Here is a 24,376-nt window from a genome sequence, read left to right as displayed (position 1 = left end):
ATCTCTATATAAATTTAGTAGTTCTCACCCAATTTACTCTAAAAAAACGCTAAATATTAAGATATATCATTGGGGCAATAAATTCAATGAAATCACAAATAAAAAAGCAAGAAAAAATCTCCATCAACTAGCGACGGAGACATGTTCATAGTAGCGTGCAAGTAGCCTCGTAACAGTTATAAGAGCAATATGTATTCTAGATAGATTGTCTGTCAGACACAAAGTAATTATGAATGGCAAAAACTATCACACGAGGATTGTAACGTGAAAGACGATCGTTTGTCGAGTTCTAGAGCCAAATATCCACAAAATAATCTACATTTGCATGATGACTTTTATGGAGATCATTTATGCTTCAAATACATCCCGTTATCGTTTTACGTAGCAAGTCGTTGTGCTGGCAAAATCTCATCTTTTGCAGATGATAGTAACCGGCGACTGTTTCCTACAGGGATACACATTGGTGTTCCATACAGAGGATCGGCAATAATTTTAGATTGCATACGGAAAACATGTTCGACCATTTTTTCGGTCAGTACGGTTTCTGGACTACCTTGAGCATAAATTTGTTTATCTTGAACAGCGACTAAATGATGTGCATATCGACATGCTAAATTAAGATCATGCAGCACCATGACAATTGTGGATGCACGTGTCTGATTTAATTCAAATAAAATATCAAGCACTTCAATTTGGTGAGTCATATCTAAATAGGTAGTAGGCTCATCCAGCAAAATAATATCCGTATCTTGAGCCAGTGTAAGAGCAATCCAAGCACGCTGGCGCTGACCACCGGAAAGCGAATCAATGGGACGGTGAGCTAGCTCTGTTAATTGCGTCACTTCCAGGGCAAAGGCGACCTTTTCCTCATCTTCATCAGTCCATTGCTTGAGCCAGTTTTGGTGTGGATAACGCCCTTGTTTCACTAGCTGCAAGACAGTTAATCCTTCTGGTGCAATCGGTCCCTGTGGCAGAATAGCCATTTGCTTGGCAATCTCTTTTGTTGTTTGTTCTGCAATACCTTTCCCATTTAATAATATATGTCCTGATGCCGGTTTTAATAATCGAGCCAAGGAGCGAAGAAGAGTGGATTTCCCACAACCATTGCTTCCAATTAAAACGGTAATTTCACCCTTAGGAATTCGCAGACCAAGATTTTCAATTATAATGGAATCCCCGTATTGCAGGGTTAGTCCTTTGGTTTCTAGAGCAGACATTGCATCTCATCTCCTTACTTATTACGATTTTTAACCAATAGAAATATAAAGAATGGCGCTCCGATGAGGGAGGTGAAAATTCCTACAGGCAGATCAAGTGGCGCAAAAACAGTGCGAGCTACGAGATCAGAGACTAAGACGATAAGAGCACCCAGCAGTGCAGATGCGGGCAATAAAGCTCCAAAAACAGGACCTACTACCTTTTTTGCAATATGAGGAGCTAGCAGTCCAACAAAGCTGATTGCCCCACCGATGGCCACAGCAGCGCCTGCCAATGCCACGGAGAAGGACAATAGGATGAGTCGATGCAATTCAACAGCAGAGCCAGCTCCTTGGGCCACATCATCTCCTAATTGCAGCAGGTTGACACTACGACCGTATATAAAGGCGAGTAACATAAAGCAAGCGATCCAAGGAGCTAACATGGATACGGTATCCCATGATGTTCCATAGACACTGCCTGTTAGCCAAATTTTAGCTTTAGGCGTCAAATACAGCGGGCTTGCAACGGTGATTAAGGTGGTAAGAGCGGCTAAAATCTCTTTCACACCAACGCCTATCAATACTAGTCGTACAGGAGTTACTCCTTTTTTCCAAGCTAAGACATAAATGAGTAAGCCTGCAATACCAGCTCCTACAATAGCAAACAACGGAAGCCAGAAAATACTCGCTGTTTCAAACAAAACAATGAAGACGACTGCTGCAACACTAGCTCCACTGGTGATGCCAATAATGTCAGGAGAAGCGAGTGGATTGCGAATGATGCTTTGAAGGATTGCCCCTGATACACCAAGCCCCATTCCAACGAGCATACCTGTCAAAAGACGAGGCATGCGAAATTTCATGACAATCAGATTTTCCTGGTCGCTTCCTAATCCAAGAAACACTTTCATAACATTCCAGGGAGAAATCGGATATTCACCTATTCCGACGCTCCATACCATTGCCATAAATGTTAGGAACAGAATAGCAAGCACGATCCATAGCACACGTTTTTCCATTAAATAGGAAATGTTTGGTTTTTTAAGTCGAAAAACAAGGAGTTTTTTCATCAACGAAGCATCCCCTTTCGAATGACATAAATGAAGAAGGGAGCTCCAAATAAGGCTGTCATTACACCAATTGGTAATTCCTGAGGCATCGCTATCGCCCTAGCTAAGATATCAGAGGTAACCAGTAAAATTCCTCCGAATAATCCGCTGTACAATATTGTCCACTTCATATCGTTTCCAGTAAGGTAACGAGCTACATGAGGAGTGAACAAACCTACAAAGCCTATTGGTCCTGCTACAGCCACCGAACAGCCAGATAAAATAATCACAACTGCACCCATTCCGATTTTTAACAAAAGAGTTCGCTGTCCTAAGCCTTTTGCTACGTCTTCTCCTAGCATGAACGTATTAATTGCTGGGGCTAACAGCAGTGCTATTATCCATGCTGCGATCATGAACGGTAACCCTTCCATTAAATAGGAGAGCTTACGATCAGCTACAGAGCCAGCTAACCAAAATAATACTTCCTCTAAGGCTTGTTCATTTGTAACTAAAATTCCATTCGTGAAGGAAGAGAACAGAGCGGTTAATGCCGCACCTGCCAATGTCATTTTTAAGGGAGTCATCCCATCGCGACCAATAGAGCCTAAGATATAAACAGCGATCCCACCTAGCAGGGCTCCCGTAAAACCAGCCCAGGTTAAGGCTTGCATAGAGTTTGCTCCTAAGAAACCAACAGAACAAACAATAGCAAATGAAGCGGCCCCATTTATTCCAAAGATGCCTACGTCCCCAATCGGATTACGTGTCAAAGCTTGCAGAATACAACCTGCTATACCTAAATTAATCCCTATGGCTGCTGCAATAATACTGCGCGGAACTCTCGTTTCAAGAATGACAATATGTTCGTTACTTCCGTTAAAATGTGTATAAGCTTCTATCAGAGTGTGTATATCAGTATTAATGACACCGTAAACAACACTGACGAGCATACAAGCTAGCAATACTAACAATCCGAGTAGTAGACCTATTGCTTTTACAAAAGGCTGTTCTAAGATGCTCTTTCCCATTTCAGTGTTCTCCTATTTTTTTGCATTCTTTCAGTATTAGATGACAGCTGTTCAACATGATCATTTTTTTGAAAGTTCAAAACAGTGCAAGGAAATGTTTTCCCTTGTTGACACATTGTATTCTGGCATATACGATTATATCCGACATTGATAATCGTTATCAAGAGTTCTAGGGGGAACAACAGATGAAAATTTCACAAATTGTGCATCATTCACGTCTCATGAAGATTGCTGCGCCAGTTTTGCTACTTATGATGCTTGTTGTAGGATGCGGTCAACAGCAGAATGCTACAACAGAAGCTAAGCCTAGTGAGACAAAGCAAGAGGGTACAGCTTATAAGGTGAAGCATGCAATGGGAGAAACGAATGTAAATGGAACTCCCCAACGTGTGGTAGTTTTGACACGTGAAGGTACAGAAGCTGTTATCGAACTAGGGGTTAAGCCAGTTGGTGCTGTACAATCTTGGGATAAAAAGGACCAACCCTTCTATGATCATATCAAAGCAGATATGGAGGGGGTAAAAGATGTCGGTGATGAGCTACAGCCTAATATTGAAGCAATTGCGGCTCTAAAACCCGATCTCATTCTTGGTGTAAAAATGCGTCATGAAAAGATTTATGATCAACTAAGTGCCGTTGCCCCAACTGTTTTAGCAGAAACATTGCGCGGTGAATGGAAAAACAACTTTAAATTGTATGCGGAAGCGTTACATAAGAAAGCAGAAGGCGATAAGGTAATTGCCGATTTTGATAAAAAGGTAGCAGACCTGCGTGCAAAAGCTGGGGATAAATTAAAAACAGAAGTATCTCTAGTTCGTTTTATGCCTGGCAAAACTCGCATTTACTACAGTCAAACCTTTGCAGGAATGCTATTGAATGAAGTAGGCTTTGCGCGACCAAAAGTACAGCAAAAAGATGATTTTGCAGCCGAAATTACCAAAGAACGCATGCCTGAATTAGATGGCGATATCTTGTTCTACTATACGTACAATAAAGGTGTAAAAGATGACAGCGGTAGCAAGCTAGAACAAGAATGGACAAATGATCCGTTATGGAAAAACCTTAAAGTATCAAAGAACAACAAAGTATTTAAAGTAGATGATGTCATCTGGAATATAGCAGGCGGTGTACGTGCAGCTAATCTGCTGTTAGATGAATTTGATAAGTATCTGGTAGAAGGTAAACAATAACATATTGTAAAAGAAAGAGGACTGATCTAGTAGCCTGAGAGGCTTATGATCAGTCCTTTTTTCTAATGCTGGCAGTTTGGGCAGTAAAATACCTTGCGGGAAGCTAACCGAGTCATGACGATAGGGGTCTGACAAAGTAAACAAGGCTCTTGGGGGCGGTCATAGACCAAGCAATGATGATTATATCCTCCGGTGAGACGATCATTCTTATAAAATCGGTACTCCATATAACCCCCTAGCTGTAAGGCGCGTGTCAATACCTCATGAAGTGCTTGGGATAATGCTTGAATATCTGCTTGCGATAATTCCTGACAATTTTTAAGAGGCAACTGCCTTGCTTGAAAGCAAATTTCATCAGAATAACAATTACCAATGCCTGCAATAACATGCTGATCGGTAAGGGCTTTTTTTAACACGGTTCGTTTCTTTTTCAACAATTTGGTCAGAGTGGCTGCGGTAAATAACGGCATAAGCGGTTCGGGTCCAAGTGTAGCAAGCTGCTGAGAAATACCTTCGTCTTTGTATATATGTAAGTAGCCGAGCCGCAGGCCATGGAAAAAAAGCTTATGTTGATCAAAGCTCAGGGTAACCTGAGCCGTCCGATCCAATTTATCAGCATCGCTACCCCAGTACATAAATCCGGATAACATGAGGTGGAGCAACAGAATCTGGTTGTTGCTTAGATGAAATAATAGATACTTACCACGGCGCTGAACAGTTGTGATCGTTTGATTCAGCAGTGCCTGCTGGAAGTAAGTGACAGGACAATTGATGGTTTTCTCCCGTGTTACCTCGACATGTCGAATCGGTTTATCTAAGATGTAGCGATTTAACATGCCCCTATAATGCTCCATCTCTGGAAGTTCTGGCATAGAAGTTCCTCCTTTTACAAGAGTGGCAATACTAGATCTATAATCTCTGTTTACCTTCTCCATATCGTGAAGCCTTCAGCAGTAATAGTCTGTTTCAATTTCATAAGAAAAATGAGGAAGATAGGGAGAACCTTTCGTTTTTCGGGGAAAAATATACTATAATGAGACGAGTTGACTTCAAAATATCGAGTTCGTGAATAGATACATAAAGACAGGAGACTAAACATGAAACATCAAGTAGATTTGATCGCAACCGCTGCATTTGGCTTAGAAGCAGTAGTAGCGGAAGAAGTACGCGGGATGGGGTATGAGAATGTAACGGTAGAAAACGGAAAGGTTATGTTTCGTGCTGATATTTCGGATATTCCGCGTACAAATTTATGGCTGCGTACGGCAGATCGCATCCGATTGAAAATTGGTGAATTCAAAGCGACCAGCTTTGATGAATTATTTGAAAAAACAAAGGCATTGCCTTGGTCTGATTTTATTCCAGAGAATGGACACTTTCCTGTGGAGGGGAAATCAGTAAAGTCGGAGTTGTTTAGTGTATCTGATTGTCAGGCAATCGTAAAGAAAGCAGTTGTAGAAAGCTTAAAGGGAACCTACCATACAAGCTGGTTTAACGAAGATGGTCCTACTTTTAAAATTGAAGTGGCGTTATTAAAAGATATTGCGACGCTAACCATTGATACCAGTGGAGCAGGCTTACATAAACGTGGCTATCGTGATTGGATCGGGGCAGCTCCTATTAAGGAGACGATGGCAGCTTCGTTGATCATGCTTTCGCGTTGGAAGCCAGATCGTGTATTGATTGATCCGTTCTGTGGCTCTGGTACGATTCCGATTGAAGCCGCTATGATTGGCAGAAATATTGCTCCTGGTATGAACAGAGAATTCGTTTCGGAGAACTGGCCGATTATTCCGCGGACAACATGGCGTCAGGCGCGTGCTGAGACGCATGATTTGGCTCAATACGATCGGCAACTAGAAATTATAGGAACCGATATTGATGAAGAGGTTATTAAAATAGCGAGACGGAATGCAGAGGAAGCTGGAATAGATGACACGATCCACTTTCAACGCATGGATATGAGAGATTTAAGTTCCAAAAAGAAATATGGCTACCTGATTTGCAATCCGCCATACGGAGAGCGTCTAAGCGACTATCGCACGGTAGAAAGATTGTATCGTGACATGGGGCAGGTATTTAGTAAGTTAGATACATGGTCTTCTTACGTGATTACCTCTGATGAAAATTTTGAGTCATATTTTGGCAAGAAAGCCAGCAAAAAACGCAAGCTATTTAATGGCAACATGCGTGTGGATTACTATCAATTTTTTGGGCCGCGTCCACCGCGTCCACGGGCTAATTCTGGGGATGTAACAGATCAAGAGAGATAAACGTCATATATAAGGTTGAATAGATAGAAAAGATTGATTCAGGTAAGGAGAGAGGTTGTTTTTTTATGTGGAAAAACGGTTTTACTCATAAGCTGATGAGTGTGGCAACAGCTACTGCCTTGTTATTGACCTCAGGCTTCATGACACCCCAAGCTTTTGCGGCAAAAGAGGGGAATGCTTCTATTCCGGCATCCTCTTCTGCTTATCTAGGGAATGGTGAGTTCCTTGATACGAAAGGTCACTATGCAGAAAAAGCAATTAAGCATCTTGCCAGCATGCAGGTTATTAATGGGGTGACGGCTACCGAATTTCGGCCAAATGCTCAAATATCCCGCCAGGATTTTATTGTGCTATTGTCCCGTGCATTAGGAGTGCTGCCAAGCGAGCATGCAGAAAGTACATTCTCTGATCTTGCAAAAGATAGTGTGTATCAGGCATATGCTTCTACATTGGCTGATAATGGAATTATGAAAGGCAAAGCTGACGGTAGTATGGGAGGCAAAGAACCGCTTTCCCGTCAGGAGCTAGCTGTGCTGCTAGAGAGAGTTAATCAGCACCTTTCAATTGGGGCAACCGAGAAAAAAGCGAATCCTGCTACTTTTTTGGATGAAAAAAAGATAGCTGGCTTTGCACAAGAGGCAAGTTATGCAGCAGTTCGTCAAGGATGGCTGACGGCTTATAAAGGAGCATTTCAGCCTGATAAATTGGTAACGCGTGGCGATGCGGTTGTGTTAGTGGATCGCCTAGTAGAGCTTCGAAAAAAACAAGCTGATGGAAAAGGCTTTACTGTTAATCACGCTAGCATCAAGATCATGACTGGAATGACTGAACAAATCAAGGTCAAGCCTGAGGGAGATCAGCCACTGCCATTTACGCCGATTTTTGCTTTTGACGATAAAGCGCTAGGCCATATTTCTGCGGACGGTACATTCGTAGCGGGTACAGCAGCAGGTAAAGGAGTTATAACGGTAACGGTTGGTTATCAAAGCATCCAAATACCAGTAGAGGTAACAGCTCATGGTATAGCTGAGGATGAGAAAAAAGCGGAGGATCCAGCAAAGACAGACGAAGCCAAGACAAATCCTGCTGAATCTAAAGCTGATGATACGAAGCAAGCAGATGAAAAGAAACAAAACGTTGAGCAAAAATCATCAACGGACCAAGCTTCTTCCGAACAAAAAACGCCAAGCCAGTCTGTAGCAACTGATACAGATACTGTCAACAGCAATACAGCTAAGGAAAAGAAACAGGAACAAAAAGAGGAAGAGCCAGTAGAAGGCTGGATTAATTATGCCCGTAACAGTCAGGTAACCGTAAAATCACTCGATCCTGCTGACCCTTTATTTAATGAGTCAGAGAAGAAATACCCTGGTCCAGCTGGCGGATTGACCGATCCAGCAGATGTTTGGACAGGCTATCTTCGTCAAATGGGACGTGAAGTAACGCTTGATCTACATAAGGTACAGACGCTGGATATGGTAGAGCTTACCTTTAGACAAGAGAAAACAAGCGGGATTACATTGCCTTCCGAGCTAGAGGTGGAAGTATCGCGGGACGGTAAAATTTGGGGTTATGCGGGTAAAGCTACACATGCTATTTCCCCTGGGGAATTACAAAAACTGGATCGTACCCTGCGCATTAGCTTACCGGAATTGGATGCACAGTATGTTCGAGTACGTTTTCCTGTAAAAGTGTTCACATTTGCTAAACAACTGAAAGTATATGGACATGAAGCAGAGCCTGCACAGGCTAAGCTCATCTCCTTTCCTTTAAGCAAAACAAGCACACCTATTGAAGATAATAAGGCAGATGACCGGGTAAAAGATATGCTATTGGTATACCATGGGGCATATGACGACCGTGGTAGCTGGTCGAAAGACGACTTTTTACCGATGGCGGGCTATATTGAGCCAGATGGTTCCATTCCTGATCAAATGTTTGATACCATGTTGTTCCTTCCGTTTCCGAACATGACGGAAACAAAGGCTGACTGGGAGAAGTATATGGACAATCTATTCGAACCGGGTCGCCAATTGGATGCCTTAAACACAGCTATGCTTGAAATGAATAAACGACGTAATTCTCTTGTACTAAATACGAAGAAGGAAAAAGTGGTACTAACCTTGCCTTATCCTTCTCCAAAGGTGAGCGATTGGGGCAAGCTGGAGGAAAATGGGCCGTCTCTATCCTTTGACCCTGCTAAGGTAGGGCAAGAGCAAGCCTATAAAAACCGCTTAGCAGCCATTACCTGGTACAAGGATAAGCTGATTAATCGCTGGTACCAATCAGAGTATAAGTATCTGAAGCTAGAAGGAATCTACTGGTTCCAAGAGCTTGTAGATGACGCGGCACCGAAAGAACGCGAGTTGATTCGCAACGTTGCCGACATGGTTCATTACCATGGATTCCGTTTCTACTGGATTCCGTATTATGGCGCTCCAGGTTTAGAGGAATGGAAAAATCTTGGGTTTGATTATGCTTTCCTTCAGCCGAACTATTATCAGGCAAATGAAGTACCTATAGAACGGGTTCAGCTTACCTTAGATGTAGCTAATAAATATGGAATGGGTGTAGAGATCGAGGGAGACGAGAAATTCTTACGCGATATGCGTCTCTATCGTACCTACTACAATCAACTCATTGCCGGTCATAAAATCGGAATAGATAAGGACAAAATCCATGCGTATTATTTCGGTTCTAAAAATCTGTTGATGGCTTACCGCAGTAAGGAGCAGCAAGCCAGAAAGATTTATGATGATACGTACAAGTGGATGAAGGGCAAGTTTGATATAAAAGAATTCCTTGTTCCTGAGGTAGTGCCAACTCCTACTACGAAGCCAGAGGATCAAAAGCAAACAACGGGGGATGCAAATCCTGCTACTAAGGATGAAGCTGGGGAAAAAGCTGATCAAAAGGCTGAGGATCAGAAAGCTGAATCTGAGAAACCAGTCAATGAGAAAACAACGGAAAATCATGATGAGGCTGAAACAAAAGAATAACGACATGTGTTGAAATGTAGACGCTGACAGGCCCCTGCCGCTCACGTAAGTTGAGAAGCAGGGGCCTGATTTTTTGAGCAAGGTTATAACAAAGCATTTAGGCCTGGACCGATTTTGCACGCTCCATTATGGTGAACATTTTTTGATAGCAAAGGATACTAAGAATTGTTACACCAAAAATAATTCCGAAAATGACTAGCGGACCAAACCAATTAGATAAAGTAACGAGCAGTGGTGCTAGGATGCGCCCAATCGTAAATTGTAGCGTGGAGGCACCCATATACTGCCCACGTTGGTGTTCAGGGGCTAGTTTACTAACGAAGCCTAGAGCGATTGGAGTACGGATCAGCTCTCCAATTGTGAGAACAGCCATACAGAAGAGCAAGAACCAGATATTTTTACTAAAAGCCATCATGAAAAAGCCGATCCCACCCAGAAAAGATGCAATCACAAATGCTTTTTGATCGCTCCACGCACTAATCCAGCGTGTCATCGCTGCCGTTAGCGTCACTACCATGAATCCATTCAAGGCCATCATCCAGCCAAAAAAGGATGTTCCACCTAGAGAATAGGTCCAATCTCCCCACCATATCAACGGTTGATGTAACACATGTTCCTTTATATAAATCGCCATGTAAAGATCCATCTGGGAAAAAGCGATAAACACAAAGACCCCCGCTAGCAAGTAAAGAGAAAAAACCTTGTCACGAAAAATAACCTGAAAGGATTGCAATTCTTTTTTCCAACTGGGTGCTGAATCGACTACATCTGAGCTAGTTTGAGGTGCTGACGGCTTAGTCTCTTTTAAGACGAAAAAGTAGACAACAAATAGAATAGCAGTCACAATCATACAGGCTAGCATAAGCTCGTTACGGTAATTTACAAAGAAAAAGGCTCCCAGCAAAGGGCCGATAACAACCCCTAAATTCATAGCTGTGTAAAACATGGCAAACACAAAATTGCGATCTTCCTCGTTGGTCAAATCTGCGATCATAGCTTCGCTAGCTGGTTGGTATAAAGAGGCACTCAGATTCAGTCCGACAAAAGCAAGGTACATCATCCAAGGTGAAGAGGATAGAAAAAATAACAGGAACATGAGAACCTCAAACGCCACAGAAAATAGCATAACGGGACGACGCCCCAGTTTATCAGAAATACGACCACCAATTAAGCTTATGACAACACTAAGTAACGGGGGAATGATTAATAATACCCCAGCAGTACTCTTACCAAACGTTTCACTGAAAAACAGAGCCATGAAGGGTAAGAACATCCATAAAAAGATAGAAAATAAGGTTTCTCCAATCAGACGAACCTTTAAATTTACATCCCAAGATAGCCAGCTCATGCGCTGCACCTCCAACGTGTTTTCTGACTTACATACATGCTGGCTTTCTTCTTTCCCGTCTGAAAAAGAAGTGGTTTATGGTCCTGTTAGAATGTTACTGTTTATCAAAAAAGCGACTTTATGCTGAAAAGCTTGCCGAACATACAAGCTTATCGCATAAATGCCGCTTCTTTCATAAAGAAACGGGGCCGATAACCATAAATTCCATCAGTAAAGAAGAAAGCCGACCTCAATCAAGCATGACAAAAAGAATAGATTACCTTTTGTCTTTGCTGGATTAGATTAGATGGCTATAATTTTCTTTACTGATGAATTTCATTGGTTACATGCCCCTTTATTTTCGGTATTTTTTGATAAGTGAAATTCTAACAGGTTTTATAAGGATGTGCAAGACAGGTTTCTAGAGATTGATTTGATAAATAACCCATGACATATACGTAGTAAGGCAGGACCAAACAAGATACGGAATAAGTAACAGTGCTGCCCAACGAGAGTATTTGCCTGTGTACAATAGCAAGAGTAGGGTCGATATTGCGGTAGCCAGACAATCATAAAAGGCTAACGACAAATCCTTCTGAATAGACAGGACAAAGGTATAAGCCTGATTGATCACGTAGTTAATCGCAAATAACAGATACCAAGAGTGGTTTAGGTTATCTAACCCAATGGTTTTTTGTAATACAACGACTGCAAGAGCAATCAGTGCGTATAATACAAACCATATGATAGCAATCAAGTTGCTTGAGGGAAGCCAATCAGGCTCTTCAAGGGTGTTATACCAGATTAGGTCACTTGGAAAAAGAATACCTGACAGCGAAAAAAGAGCTATTATGACGAGGAATAATATGATGGAGGATAATAGACTTGGCTTTTGCTGCGTCATGTAAAACTACCCCCTTTTCTTATAAGCTAGTACTTAGTTTATTATTGATTTTGTCGTCCATGCTTATTATTTCTGATTGCAAGATGAACATCATAGATGGACTAAGGCGTTTTGATAAAATATTTTTAATCAAAAACACAAAGAGAAGTGTCTATGCTACAATTTGTAATAAATCCCAATGGGAACGGACTGGAGGAGTCTCATCGTGCAAGATCCACGATTAAAAAAATTGGCTTATAATTTATTGCACTATTCTGTGGGTTTGAAGGAAAAGGAAGTTTTAAATATTGAAGTCCGTGGAAACGGGCATGATCTAGCTCGGGAGCTGATAAAAGAGGCATATGCTATCGGCGCCTATCCTTATGTGGAGATAATGGATACACGTATTCAACGGGAGTTAATGATGAATGCTAGTGCCGAGCGGGCAGAATATCTAAGGAAATGGTCTGAAGAACGCATCAGGGATCAGCATGCAACCATCATTATTAACGGGGTTGATAATGACAGCGAAATGTCTGATGTGCCAAATGATAAGCGTCAGGAGCATTACAGGGTGCTAAAGCCACTTAGTGATTACATGATCGCTAATACTCGTTGGGTTCTGCTTAATTATCCTACCCCCTCTATGGCGCAAAATGCGAATATGTCGACTGAGGCATTTGAAGATTTCTTCTTTGATGTCTGTATAACAGATTACCGAAAGATGCATGATGCATTCCTGCCCCTGCAACAACTGATGAATAAGACGGATAAAGTACGATTAGTCGGGCCAGGAACCGACTTGACCTTTTCCATCAAAGGAATTCCAAACGTGATTTGTGCGGGAGAAAATAATATTCCAGATGGAGAGATTTTCACTGCTCCTGTGCGTGATTCGGTCAACGGTGTACTTACTCACAATGCGACGACACAATATATGGGGACTAAATTTGAGAATATTACCTTGCGTTTTGAGAATGGAAAGATTGTAGAAGCGACCTCAAATAATACCAAGAAGCTCAATGAAATTCTTGATACTGACGAAGGAGCTCGCTATATTGGAGAATTTGCCATCGGTGTAAATCCGTATGTGCTGCATCCGATGAATGATATTTTATTTGACGAGAAAATCGCAGGGAGCTTCCACTTTACTCCGGGTCAGGCCTATGAAGATGCTGATAATGGCAATCGAAGCATCGTGCATTGGGATATGGTAACCATTCAACGTCCGGAATACGGTGGCGGTGAAATTTGGTTTGATGATGTGTTAATCCGTAAAGATGGACTATTTGTGCTGGATACATTACAAGGTCTTAATCCAGATGCTTTAAAATCCTAAGCCAATCAAAAGAGCGAAAGAAACCCATATTCAAGATAGAGCACGAAAAAAAGTCTGGTGATGCCAGGCTTTTTTGCTTGAGATGAATGGAGATAACCTATATCAATATTCCCTTGATAGAACCAGCTTCTCCTCTCTAAAGTGGCATCCGATCTCGCTTTTCGTTACAATGAAGCGTAGAAACTGTAGAACGGAGAAAAAACTAGCTATGACAATGAAAAGATGGTTGGATCACACTGTAGACGATCAGGAAAAAGGAATGACTGTGGAGGAGATCGTACGACAAAAAATGTCGGTCTCTGGACGTATGCTGCAACGTCTGACACGGAGTAAAGGAATACTGGTAAATCGCAAGGTCCCTTTTCTTAAAAGGCAGGTCAAGGCTGGAGATGTGATTTCTGTGCGCATTTTTGATGATAAACGTGAGCAGGAAGCGTTAGTCATGTTACCGCCAGCGCCATTTGAAATTCAATTGGAAGTTTTGTATGAGGACGAGTATTTTATTGTTGTCAATAAACCAACAGGTATGACTACGCATCCTATTCGTGAGGGTCAGCATGATACTTTACTAAACCAACTTGTCCTTTATTGGCATAAACAAGGCAAGTCGATTATGCCCCATACTGTTCATCGCCTAGATCGCGAGACTTCAGGCACTATTTTAATCGCGAAGAGTTCCTATGCTCATCAGCTAGCAGATAAGCTGATAAGGGAGGGAAGTGTAGAGCGGAATTACGTTGCTTTCGTAACTGGTCGCATGCAACCAGAATCGGGAACAATAGCAGAACCGATCAAACGCGATCCTATGCATAAAGTAAAGCGTCAGGTACATCCAAAGGGTGAAGAAGCGGTTACTCATTACAAGGTGTTGGCTTCAAATGATGAGGTTAGCTTAGTCGATATTACATTAGACACAGGAAGAACCCACCAAATCCGTGTGCATTTTGAATACATGGGACATCCATTGGTTGGGGATACCCTGTACCGAGGTTCTCGAATGGGCTTTTCCAATCAAGCGTTGCATGCCTATCAGCTTTGTTTTAAGCATCCAGTGACAGAAGAGGTCCTTGAGATTAAGGCACCTATGCCACCAAAGATGAAGCGCTTTGTGGAGGATAGGTTTTTTCTCCCAAATTTTATGCTATAAAGATGATGCATGTGCAAAATAAATATGATGGGGAAGGGTGGAGGTGTAGAGCATGGTAGTGCAGAGGCTATTAGATGAGGAAAAGGTGTTTAAAGACCCTGTTCATCGCTATGTGCATGTCAGGGAGAAGGTCATTTGGGAGCTAATTGATTCACCAGAATTCCAACGACTAAGACGTATCAGACAGCTTGGGACAAGTTATTTTACCTTCCATGGCGGTGAGCATAGCCGATTCAATCACTCGCTGGGCGTCTATGAAATTATGAGACGCATCCTAGAGACCTTCGAGGGCAGAGTTAATCTTCCTTACGAAGAAAAGCTCCTGTGCCTTTGTGCGGCTTTACTGCACGATGTTGGACATGGTCCTTTTTCACACTCCTTTGAAAAGGTATTTCGGTTTGACCATGAGGAATGGACGAGAAAGATCATTATGGGCAGGACAGGCATTAATCAAATTTTACGTACGGTTAGCGATACCTTTCCTAGAAAGGTTGCGGAGGTGATCGCAAAAACGTATGAGAATAAACTGATTGTCTCCCTTATTTCCAGTCAGATAGATGCAGACCGAATGGATTATTTGTTGCGAGATGCTTATTATACCGGAGTTAATTACGGTAATTTTGACATAGAGCGCATTCTGCGTGTAATGCGACCCTCTGAGGATGGAGTAGTGATTAAAGCGAGTGGGATGCATGCAGTGGAAGACTATATCATGTCACGCTATCAAATGTACTGGCAGGTGTATTTTCACCCAGTGACGCGAAGTGCAGAGGTTGTTCTACATAAAATTTTCAAACGTGCGAAGGAATTATTCCAGCGCGATTACCGTTTTCAATTAGAGCCGACACATTTCCTACCGTTTTTCTGTGATCGTATCCAATTGAAGGACTATCTGATGCTGGATGAATCTATTGTTTATTTCTACATGCATCAGTGGCGAAATGAGCGAGATTCTATATTATCTGATTTGTGTTCACGATTTTTAGACAGGAATCTTCTGCAATACGTCGAATATAATCCTAGAAATTTCCGAACGGAATATGAGATCAGGGAATTGTTTCAAGAAGCGGGAATTGATCCCGACTATTATGTAGAAGTTGATTCTACATCCGATTTGCCCTATGATTATTATCGCCCTGGGAAAGAACAAGAACGGATTTCTATTATGTTAGTCAAACCAAACGGTGAGCAAGCGGAATTATCAACGATGTCAGAGATTGTAGAAGCGGTTTGTGGAAAGCGGAGATTTGATTATAAGCTTTATTATCCTGCTGATCTGATAGAATCGCTGCCTGCTGAACTTGCCCAAAAGATTAAAGAACGACTAGGAGTAGTGATGTCGGATGCATAGAGGGCACGCCAAAATAATGCGGCTAGTGGAGGTCCTTGGTGAAGTAACAGGAAGAAAGAAACTGCAAAAAATGGTGTATATCTCTAAAAAAATGCAGGTGGATTTTGAGGAAAGATTTGAGTTTCATATGTTCGGGCCTTATTCCGAAGAACTGACATTGCGCGTAGATGAGTTGTGTAGCTTTGGGCTGTTGAACGAACAACATGAAAGCAAGGGAGCGATCGAAGTATATCGTTACTCCTTAAACGAATTGGGAAAGGATTTTTTGCGTTATCATGATGTAGACCTAGGGGTAGGAGAGCGTCTGATTAAACGCTTAAATGAAGAAAATTCCCGTTTTCTTGAATTGGTGTCCACCATTCTTTATTTTGAGCACTTATCCTATGAGGAAATGCTGGTTAAAGTCTTTACATTAAAAAGCAAACAGCGCTATACAGAAGAGGAAGTACAAAAGGGACTTGCTTTTCTCGACGAATGCAGACAAATTAGCTTGCAGCATTAAAGGGTATAGCATTTTGGAGTCTGCTAGTATGACCATCTCGTTTACGCTTATGTGTGAACGAGATTTTTTTGTTCCACATCATCTATTTCACTAGATGTTATCTATGCGCCCCAAAAATTGCACGAGTATAAGTTTTCAGGGTAGAATAGACAGAAGATCTTTTTAGGGGTTGGTGATAACATGAATTTATTTGATAATAAAAAAAATAACGGCTTTACCATTGTGAGTAAAAAGACAGATGTTCATGGCGGATTTGGTCAAGGAGTGCTTGATTTAAGTCATGTTTCCTCTGTCATTATTGATGTTGAAGAAAATGATGCCTACATTGACATGGGAGCGTTGCATGCCAAGAGTGCTGTTGAACGAGGCATTAAATTTTCTACGAATAAGGAAGATGTTCCAAACGGAAAGCCGTACTGGCTTGTTTGGGTTACCATCGACCGCAAAGAAGAGGGACCTTACTATGCAGGTGTAACTGCTTGTTATATGGAGATTGACCGTGAAGCCCGCCGTGGATACAAGCTATTGGTAGATCACGTTAACCGTATGGATGCTGCTATGAAGCGCAAAATCATGGTAAGTGAGCTAGGAGAAGTCGAAAAAGCAGCATTGCGCAAATTACTGATGGAACACAATGCAGACATGTGGGCAAACTCTGCTGAAGAACTTAAGCAGGGCTTAGAAACACAAGCATAGTTTGTACATGGGCGCTAGTTGAAAATCTGGTTTTTATTAGGAAAAAATGAACGCTGTGTGAACAACTAGCAAAAGAATTGTACGAAGAAACCAAAAAAGAGTAAACTTAGATTTGTATATAAAAAGCACTAGGTCAGCAAACAGGGAGCGACATTATGTCACTCCCTGTTTGTCTTAATTTGCAGGTTATGAATTAGCATTAGGGATGCACACTAAGAAGGCATATCAATACTTTATCTTCTCAGAGGGGGAGAATGCCTTGGATCATCAGAATGATCATTTTGTCAAACATGGTGGAGTGCATTTCCGCAATAATGTACCACCGCAAGAGATTAATAAATTTATTAATAGGCTACCGGCAGGAAAGCGAGAAAGTCTTTTTGAAGTGCTGGATAAATTGGAAAAAAACGGGCTTATTACGGTTTATAACGACCACGTTTTTACTGATGGAAATGGTGTTATTGGCGGCGGGGAGCAATAAGATAACGAAATAGAAATATGTCAAAGCCAGGCGCAGATATGATTTCCAGCGTAATAACAAGCTGCATGAATGAACAAAAAGCGCAAGAAAAAAGGGGTACCTAATCACAATAGTGATCTACGGTAGCCCTTTTTCATAAAGCTGACATGTTATCTGCCCCATAATTTGTTCCACAACGATTTCTTTTCTTTTTCAGGTGGTTTGGGATCGGGTATTGCTTGCTCAGGAATATGCTCGGAACAGTAATCCTGAGGCTCTGTTCCTGCCTTAAAATACATAACTTGCGCATGCGGGCAGTTCTGGGTAGCCAATTTTTGGGTGACTGGGTCGATGTAAACTGATACGACACCGGTAGGAGCATTAAATTGGCTAGGGGGTTGATTATCGAGAGCACTTTCCATGAATTCCGCCCAAAGCGGAGCCGCTAGACGGGCATCCTTAATCGGGTCAATCTTCTTCCCTTCATCATAGCCTGTCCAAACGCTGGTTACGAGCTGGGGTGTAAATCCGCCTATCCAAGAGTCATAGTCAGTGGAGCCTGTTTTCCCAGCAACGGGACGGTTTAATTGTCCTGCAACACGGTGAGCTGTGCCGCGCGTATCGCTAAAAACAGTCTGCATCATCTGATTTAACACATATGAGCTACTCGGATCTGCTACAGGGACATGGGCAGAGGAATCCTCAGCTAAAATGGCACCTGTATTATCCATGATTTTTAAAATCGCTACTGGTGTAATGTACGACCCATTATTTGCGATGGTACTGTAAGCTGCTGTTAATTCCAAAGGGGAGATAGGCGATGTTCCCAAAGCTAGAGAAGGTACAGCCTGTAGAGGGCTAGTTATCCCTAATTTTTTGGCTTCATCTACTATTTTTTGTGGTGTTAATTGGTTAATTGTTTTAACAGCATAAATATTATCTGATGTAGCGATGGCTTCTTGCATCGTAATAAAGGTATTCGTAAATTTATTACCATAATTACTAGGAACGTATTCCTTTCCATTTTCGTAAGTGAAGACAGTTGGCTCGCTTTTCATCAACGTTAAAGGAGTAAACCCATTATCTAAAGCTGATAAATACATAATTGGTTTAAAGGTAGAACCAGGCTGTCGTTTGCTCAATACACGATTAAATTGGCTTTTTTTATAATCGCGGCCACCTACCATTGCTTTAATGAAGCCCGTTTTAGGATCAATGGCTACTAGAGCTATCTGTAATTCTTGATTATTTTTAGGCATGTGTTTACGAATAGCTTCTTCCGCTTTCTTTTGGATTGCAACGTCTAAGGTGGTGTAAATTTTTAATCCGCCGTTCTGAACAGCCTCTTCACTGATTCCATACTTATCCTTGGCTAAAGTGAGAATATAGTCCCGAAAATATGGGGCTATCGAAGCTTTTTGTACTTCCTTAGGTGAATGAAATGTTAAGTTCTGCTCGTAAGCCTCCCCCATTTGTTTTTCGGAAATGTAACCGTCACGGTGCATAGCCGCTAGGATTAATTTTTGACGCTTTTTCGCATTATCAAAATTCGTAATCGGGGAATAATAGGTAGGCCCCTTTGGAATTCCTGCTAGCATAGAGCTTTCTGCAAGCGTTAAATCCTTCGCTTTTTTGCCAAAATAGGTTCCCGCGGCGGCCTCTGCACCATAGGCAGAATGTCCATAATAGATTTGATTCATGTACATTGCTAAAATTTCATCTTTTGTGTAATTAAGCTCTAGCTGTAGGGTGAGTAAGGCTTCTTTTGCCTTGCGAGTCCAGGTTTTCTCATGACTCAAATACAGATTGCGAGCTAGCTGCTGTGTAATCGTGCTGGCCCCTTGAGCTTTGTTCATTTCGACAATGTTGACGTAAGCTGCTTTTGCAGTCCGTTTTAGATCAATGCCCATATGCTGATAAAAGTAACGATCCTCGATGGAAAGAGTAGCTTGCACTAAATAAGGGGAAACATTGTCGAGTGTGACGACATAACGATTTTCTCCTCTGTGAATACTATCTATAACTTCTCCGTTGCCTGCGTAGATGGTTGAAGTTTGATGAATAACTGTGGCGGGCATTGGCTGAGAACGTAAATATAAGACCAGAAATAGGATGGATAATGCAGCCGCCAGCATAGTCAGACCTAGAATTTTTATAAAAAGCCTGACCCGCCTAAGCCAACGAAGTAATGGATGCTCGCGGATGACTTCCATGAAAGACACGTCCTTTCTGCATAGTTTGGTAATACTAGGAAAAATCCTAATAGATAGTATAGGTAAATCAGCATATTTTCATACTATATGAAGCCGGTATCACCTGTTCCGTTAAGGTTTTGCACATCACTGGTAGTCCTTTTACAAATAGGCGATCTGTTCTGAAAAAGCAGTGAAGTAAGAAAAATATCGGATAAAAAGACAAAAAATACTTGCTTTTTGGGGGGTACCCTCTATAATTCATTTTGTTGATGCATTATGTGATCTTCATTACATCTCCCATCAACATGAAATGATTCGGTTAAAAAGGAGGCTTCATTACATTATGAACATGGAACTATGGTACACTGAGAAGCAAACGGAAAATCACGGAATTACTACAAAGATCTCCGAGACTCTATATAGTGAGAAAACGGATTTTCAACAATTGGATATTATCCATACCAATCAATTTGGACGTATGCTTGTACTTGACGGTATGGTTATGACTACCGATGTTGATGAATTTGTTTACCATGAAATGATTACTCACATTGCTCTTAACACCCACCCTAATCCTAAAAAAGTATTAGTTGTGGGCGGAGGAGACGGAGGAGCTATTCGTGAAATCGTTAAGCATGCTTCCGTAGAAAAAGCTGTACTAGCTGAGATTGACGGCGGAGTTATTGAAGCCTCCAAAAAATATTTCCCAGAGATTGCGAAAGATTTAATGGGAAATCCGCGTGTCGATGTGCAAGTTATCGATGGAATTAAACATATTCATGATCACAAGGGTGAATATGATGTAATCATGGTTGACTCTACCGAACCGGTTGGTCCAGCAGTGGGACTGTTTGAAAAAGGCTTTTATCAGGGAATCGCCGATGCGCTAAAACCAGACGGAATCATGGTTGCTCAGACGGAATCACCTTGGTTCAATCGTGAATTGATCAAACGAGTATTTAAAGACCTATCGTCTATTTTCCCAGTGACTCGTTTGTATACAGCAAGCATTCCAACATACCCATCAGGTCTGTGGAGCTTTACCATTGCTTCCAAAAAATATGATCCATTAGAAGTAGATCCATCTACAATTAAAGACATGGATACCAAATACTATAACAAAGATATTCATAAAGCAGTGTTCCAGCTTCCTAACTTTGTAGCTGAACTGACTCGCGACTAGGGGGTAGTGAGATGCGTTTTGATGAAGCTTATTCTGGCAACGTGTTTATTCGTAGTCATCAAAACTATGAGGAGAGCCAAGCAGTCATTTATGGCATGCCGATGGATTGGACAGTTAGCTTTCGTCCAGGCTCCCGTTTCGGCCCTTCACGTATTCGCGAGGTCTCTATTGGCTTAGAAGAATACAGTCCTTATTTGGACAGGCTATTAGAGGATGTGAAGTATTTTGATGCAGGGGACATTCCATTACCTTTTGGAAATGTAGAAGGCAGTCTCCAAGCTATTCGCGAGTTCGTTGCGAAAGTATTAGCGGATAATAAAATCCCTGTAGGTATGGGCGGTGAACACTTGGTTACATGGCCAGTGATTCAAGCCATGCACGAGAAGTATAAGGACTTGGTTATCTTCCACTTTGATGCCCATACCGATCTTCGAGATAACTATGAGGGCTACGAGTACTCCCATTCAACGCCAATTAAAAAGGCGTGCAATTTGCTTGGAGGAAAAAACGTTTATTCGTTCGGAATCCGTAGCGGGATGAAGGAAGAGTTTGATTGGGCAAAGGAAAATATGCATTTATACAAATACGATGTATTGGAGCCTGTTAAACAGGTGCTTCCTACCATTGGAAATCGCCCTATCTACTTAACGATTGATATTGACGTGCTAGACCCTTCTGCTGCTCCTGGTACAGGTACAACAGAGGCTGGCGGTATCACATCTCGTGAATTACTAGATACGATTCATTTTATGGCTAACAACGGAGCCAATGTGGTCGGATTTGATTTAGTGGAAGTAGCACCCGTGTACGATCATAGTGAAATGACACAGATTGTTGCTTCAAAAATACTCCGTGAAATGATATTAAGCTTTGTAAAATAGTCGCTATTATCATTTGGATACTGGATATTACGTAGAAAAAGGCAAGGAGGCAGAGTGCTTTCTTGCCTTTTTCATTTTGTATACGAAATCGCTCTCGCTTGGTCAGAAAAATTGGAAGCGAGAAGGTAAACTATCCTATAATAAAGGGAAAGTAAACTAACAAATACTACAGTGACAAACAAAAGTGAGGTCTCGGAATGCAAGAGGTTCAATTATCGTTATCAATCATACAAAAGGCAGAAGGTCAAATCGACAAGACAGATTTACAAATGTCGGGTAAAGCATCCCTGCGTAATTCTTCTTGGTTTCTGCATTATAAAGAAGAGATAGAGGGAGCGGGAGAGGTCTCCAATATTGTTCGGATTAACCCCGATAGCACACAATTACTGCGTCAAGGTAGCTTGCAAATGAAGCAAATATTTGAAAAGGGAAAAGGGACAGATAGCCTATATAGCAGTCCCTATGGAAATATGCAAATGCATACCCACACTCGAACATATAAAGTCACGTATCAAAGTGAGAAGCCTGTTCAGGTGTTGATTGCCTATCAATTGTGGCTAAGTGGACAATATGTTGGAGAATTCGAATGGGACATGAAAATTGCATGGGAGTAGAAAGGGGCAGTGTGTATGGTTTTTTCCCTCATTAATGGGCTATTTTCTGGCTTGTTGTTATCAGCTTTTCTGGCAATTGGAGATGGATTGTTTCAAACAAACACATTTCAGGTATTATTAGATATTACTTATATTCCAGGGATGGAAAATACCCCTCCCTTACTAGCCTATCTCATTCATTTGGTGATTTCGGTTATCGTTGCCTTTGCGTTTATTTACTTTTATCCAAAGGGAAAAGGGAAAAAGATTGTCATCTATGTAACTCTGTGGAATGTGGCATTTCTGATTTTATTCTTTCCCTTTACGTATCTAAGCCAAGGTGTTTATTCAGCAAGTAATATCTTGTTGTGGTTTTTTGGTCATTTGTTGTATACGGTATTTTTAACGTATCAAATTGAGCGATAGAGAGCAGCTTTTGTAGATGCGTAGTGCCGGTTTTTTAGCACAGTGACTAGTTTTTGGCAGTCTGATTAGGAGGGATGTTGTGAGTACATTACCAAAATCGGAGACAGTGGAGATGTTAAGCGCAATTTTAGGAGCAATTGATGAAGGCATCCATGTGGTTGACGCTCAGGGTATTACGATCATGTACAATCACATCGCTGCCAGACTGGATGGGTTAACGCAAGAGGAGGTGCTGGGTAAACCGTTGTTGCAAGTCTTTCCTTCCTTAGATAGCGAATCCAGCACCTTGTTAAATGTCATCCAAACCGGAAAGCCCATGTATAATCGCACGCAACGCTATACCAATTGGCGAGGCGTACAGGTGGAAACAATCAACACTACGTTACCAGTTCGTGTAGACGATCGGCTCGTTGGCGCAGTTGAGGTAGCTAAAGATATGAAGAAACTAAGGGAGCTGTCGGAGCAGCTAGTGGACCTACAGGTTCAAGTCCAAAGTGGACGAAAAAAGCAAGTGAAGCCACTTGTGTCCGATCAGGTGTTTTATGAATTCTCGGATATCTTAACGCATAACCCCGAGCTGAAGCGGGTGAAACAGATAGCGTTAAAAGCTGCGCGGACCACCTCACCAATACTGATTTATGGAGAAACAGGGACAGGTAAAGAGTTGCTGGTACAATCGATCCATCGAGCATCCCCGCGAAGGAAGCGTCCGTTTATTGCCCAAAACTGTGCTGCCCTACCCGCCTCCCTATTAGAAGGAATTCTCTTCGGTACAACTAAGGGGAGCTTTACCGGAGCAGATGATCGTCCAGGTTTGTTTGAAGTAGCCAATGGGGGTACGTTATTCCTAGATGAAATAAACAGTATGCCACTTGAGCTACAAGCTAAATTATTGCGTGTATTACAGGATGGTCAGATACGAAGAGTAGGCGGAACGGGATCATTGCAGGTAGATGTGAGAGTGATTGCGGCTACCAATGAAGTGCCAGAAAAAGTGGTGGAAAGCAAAGGATTGCGAGCTGACCTATATTATCGCTTAAATGTTGTCTCCTTTTGGCTTCCACCATTGCACAAACGCCCAGAGGATTTGCCCCTTTTAGTAGAGCATTTTGTGCAGAAGTATAACAATATGTTTGAGTTACAGGTGAAAGGCTTGGATCAAGAGGTATGGACTTTATTCAAGCGATGTACGTGGCCGGGTAACATTCGGGAGCTAGAGCATATGATTGAAGCTGCCATGAATGTTACTGAAGGCGAATGGATTACAGTTGAAGACCTTCCTTTATCCTTTTTGAAAAGAATGAGTGAGCTGGGAGTGGTATCTCAGGAAAGTGAAAGCGGATTCACTATGAAAACCTCAATTCCTATGGATGGGACCTTACGAGATGTTCTAAGACAAACAGAAAAGCATTTCATTCAAATGGCATTGGAGCAAACGAAAGGAAATATTCTGCAAGCCGCAAAACAATTAGGAATCCCTCGACAAACCCTACAGTATAAATTGGCCCAACAAAAAGAGAAACCAGATGATAAGAAGTCAGATTGACTTGGATTACCAATCATTCAACCCGACCTTGCCGAAAAGCTGGCACAATAAATAATCCGGTAAAGTGGACTGTAGGCAAACCAAGCGTGCCCAAAACGCTTAAAAG

Annotated in this window: 21 protein-coding genes; 14 read left to right on the top strand and 7 right to left on the bottom strand. The window is 41.8% G+C overall.

Going from position 1 to position 24,376, the window contains the following annotated elements:
* Positions 1 to 377 precede the first annotated feature (377 nt).
* The 3 genes from GOP56_RS15050 to GOP56_RS15040 are packed head-to-tail and all read right to left on the bottom strand — an operon-like array spanning position 378 to position 3,279.
* Complete coding sequence (locus tag GOP56_RS15050; RefSeq protein WP_003342215.1) at positions 378 to 1,217, bottom strand: ABC transporter ATP-binding protein; 840 nt, start codon at positions 1,215 to 1,217, stop codon at positions 378 to 380.
* A 14-nt stretch (positions 1,218 to 1,231) separates the two neighbouring features.
* Positions 1,232 to 2,269: a FecCD family ABC transporter permease gene (locus GOP56_RS15045; RefSeq protein WP_101669317.1), complete on the bottom strand. Its 1,038-nt coding sequence runs from the start codon at positions 2,267 to 2,269 to the stop codon at positions 1,232 to 1,234.
* On the bottom strand, positions 2,269 to 3,279 hold the full coding sequence (locus GOP56_RS15040; RefSeq protein WP_163245956.1) for a FecCD family ABC transporter permease: 1,011 nt from the start codon (positions 3,277 to 3,279) through the stop codon (positions 2,269 to 2,271). Before GOP56_RS15040 ends, GOP56_RS15045 begins: the two co-directional genes overlap by 1 nt.
* A gap of 185 nt (positions 3,280 to 3,464) precedes the next feature.
* On the opposite strand from GOP56_RS15040, the gene GOP56_RS15035 reads away from it, so the two are divergent.
* Positions 3,465 to 4,469 (top strand): ABC transporter substrate-binding protein, encoded by a 1,005-nt coding sequence (locus GOP56_RS15035; RefSeq protein WP_163245955.1) that lies wholly within the window; start codon positions 3,465 to 3,467, stop codon positions 4,467 to 4,469.
* A 62-nt stretch (positions 4,470 to 4,531) separates the two neighbouring features.
* Here the strand turns inward: GOP56_RS15035 and mutM are convergent, their stop codons facing one another.
* Positions 4,532 to 5,341, bottom strand: a complete 810-nt coding sequence (gene mutM, locus GOP56_RS15030) for a bifunctional DNA-formamidopyrimidine glycosylase/DNA-(apurinic or apyrimidinic site) lyase (RefSeq protein ID WP_163245954.1) — start codon at positions 5,339 to 5,341, stop codon at positions 4,532 to 4,534.
* Between the two features lie 225 nt (positions 5,342 to 5,566).
* Here mutM and GOP56_RS15025 point away from each other — a divergent pair, with 225 nt between their 5' ends.
* Both GOP56_RS15025 and GOP56_RS15020 read left to right on the top strand, forming a co-directional pair.
* On the top strand, positions 5,567 to 6,742 hold the full coding sequence (locus GOP56_RS15025) for a THUMP domain-containing class I SAM-dependent RNA methyltransferase (protein WP_096886446.1): 1,176 nt from the start codon (positions 5,567 to 5,569) through the stop codon (positions 6,740 to 6,742).
* Positions 6,743 to 6,807: 65 nt separating this feature from the next.
* The gene (locus GOP56_RS15020) at positions 6,808 to 9,741 is read left to right on the top strand and encodes a DUF4855 domain-containing protein (protein ID WP_163245953.1); all 2,934 of its coding nucleotides are present in this window, start codon (positions 6,808 to 6,810) and stop codon (positions 9,739 to 9,741) included.
* Positions 9,742 to 9,838: 97 nt separating this feature from the next.
* On the opposite strand, the gene GOP56_RS15015 is transcribed toward GOP56_RS15020, so the two are convergent.
* Positions 9,839 to 11,089 (bottom strand): MDR family MFS transporter, encoded by a 1,251-nt coding sequence (locus GOP56_RS15015; protein ID WP_163245952.1) that lies wholly within the window; start codon positions 11,087 to 11,089, stop codon positions 9,839 to 9,841.
* Positions 11,090 to 11,489: 400 nt separating this feature from the next.
* On the bottom strand, positions 11,490 to 11,972 hold the full coding sequence (locus GOP56_RS15010) for a TspO/MBR family protein (protein ID WP_163245951.1): 483 nt from the start codon (positions 11,970 to 11,972) through the stop codon (positions 11,490 to 11,492).
* Between the two features lie 205 nt (positions 11,973 to 12,177).
* Between GOP56_RS15010 and GOP56_RS15005 the strand changes: the two genes are divergently transcribed.
* From GOP56_RS15005 to GOP56_RS14980, 6 genes are all read left to right on the top strand, one after another.
* Complete coding sequence (locus GOP56_RS15005) at positions 12,178 to 13,290, top strand: aminopeptidase (protein ID WP_022586127.1); 1,113 nt, start codon at positions 12,178 to 12,180, stop codon at positions 13,288 to 13,290.
* Positions 13,291 to 13,498: 208 nt separating this feature from the next.
* Positions 13,499 to 14,437, top strand: coding sequence for an RluA family pseudouridine synthase (locus tag GOP56_RS15000; RefSeq protein ID WP_163245950.1), 939 nt, complete (start codon positions 13,499 to 13,501; stop codon positions 14,435 to 14,437).
* Positions 14,438 to 14,489: 52 nt separating this feature from the next.
* Complete coding sequence (locus GOP56_RS14995) at positions 14,490 to 15,788, top strand: HD domain-containing protein (RefSeq protein ID WP_096886451.1); 1,299 nt, start codon at positions 14,490 to 14,492, stop codon at positions 15,786 to 15,788.
* Entirely contained in the window at positions 15,781 to 16,290 is a 510-nt protein-coding gene (locus GOP56_RS14990) for a YwgA family protein (RefSeq protein WP_022586129.1), read from the top strand. The genes GOP56_RS14995 and GOP56_RS14990 overlap by 8 nt, the downstream gene beginning before the upstream one ends.
* Before the next feature lie 180 nt (positions 16,291 to 16,470).
* Positions 16,471 to 16,986, top strand: coding sequence for a YwhD family protein (locus GOP56_RS14985; RefSeq protein WP_096886452.1), 516 nt, complete (start codon positions 16,471 to 16,473; stop codon positions 16,984 to 16,986).
* 205 nt (positions 16,987 to 17,191) lie between these two features.
* The gene (locus GOP56_RS14980; protein WP_003334194.1) at positions 17,192 to 17,467 is read left to right on the top strand and encodes a hypothetical protein; all 276 of its coding nucleotides are present in this window, start codon (positions 17,192 to 17,194) and stop codon (positions 17,465 to 17,467) included.
* 149 nt (positions 17,468 to 17,616) lie between these two features.
* On the opposite strand, the gene GOP56_RS14975 is transcribed toward GOP56_RS14980, so the two are convergent.
* On the bottom strand, positions 17,617 to 19,659 hold the full coding sequence (locus tag GOP56_RS14975) for a transglycosylase domain-containing protein (RefSeq protein WP_163245949.1): 2,043 nt from the start codon (positions 19,657 to 19,659) through the stop codon (positions 17,617 to 17,619).
* A gap of 331 nt (positions 19,660 to 19,990) precedes the next feature.
* Here GOP56_RS14975 and speE point away from each other — a divergent pair, with 331 nt between their 5' ends.
* The 5 genes from speE to GOP56_RS14950 all read left to right on the top strand — a co-directional run bounded on the left by speE (position 19,991) and on the right by GOP56_RS14950 (position 24,270).
* The gene (gene speE, locus GOP56_RS14970; protein ID WP_003342247.1) at positions 19,991 to 20,824 is read left to right on the top strand and encodes a polyamine aminopropyltransferase; all 834 of its coding nucleotides are present in this window, start codon (positions 19,991 to 19,993) and stop codon (positions 20,822 to 20,824) included.
* A gap of 11 nt (positions 20,825 to 20,835) precedes the next feature.
* A complete protein-coding gene (speB, locus tag GOP56_RS14965) occupies positions 20,836 to 21,705 on the top strand; it encodes an agmatinase (protein WP_003342250.1) in 870 nt (289 codons plus the stop codon).
* A 197-nt stretch (positions 21,706 to 21,902) separates the two neighbouring features.
* Positions 21,903 to 22,319 (top strand): YwiB family protein, encoded by a 417-nt coding sequence (locus tag GOP56_RS14960; RefSeq protein WP_003334199.1) that lies wholly within the window; start codon positions 21,903 to 21,905, stop codon positions 22,317 to 22,319.
* Between the two features lie 15 nt (positions 22,320 to 22,334).
* Positions 22,335 to 22,724: a hypothetical protein gene (locus tag GOP56_RS14955; protein ID WP_121473090.1), complete on the top strand. Its 390-nt coding sequence runs from the start codon at positions 22,335 to 22,337 to the stop codon at positions 22,722 to 22,724.
* Positions 22,725 to 22,836: 112 nt separating this feature from the next.
* Entirely contained in the window at positions 22,837 to 24,270 is a 1,434-nt protein-coding gene (locus GOP56_RS14950; RefSeq protein ID WP_163246863.1) for a sigma-54 interaction domain-containing protein, read from the top strand.
* The last annotated feature ends 106 nt before the right edge of the window (positions 24,271 to 24,376 follow it).

It is taken from the genome of Brevibacillus sp. 7WMA2, assembly GCF_010748895.1.
In the GTDB taxonomy this organism is placed as follows: Bacteria; Bacillota; Bacilli; order Brevibacillales; family Brevibacillaceae; genus Brevibacillus_B; species Brevibacillus_B halotolerans.
The sequence above is the reverse complement of the archived record's forward strand: the minus strand, read 5'-3'. Positions and strand labels throughout refer to the sequence as shown.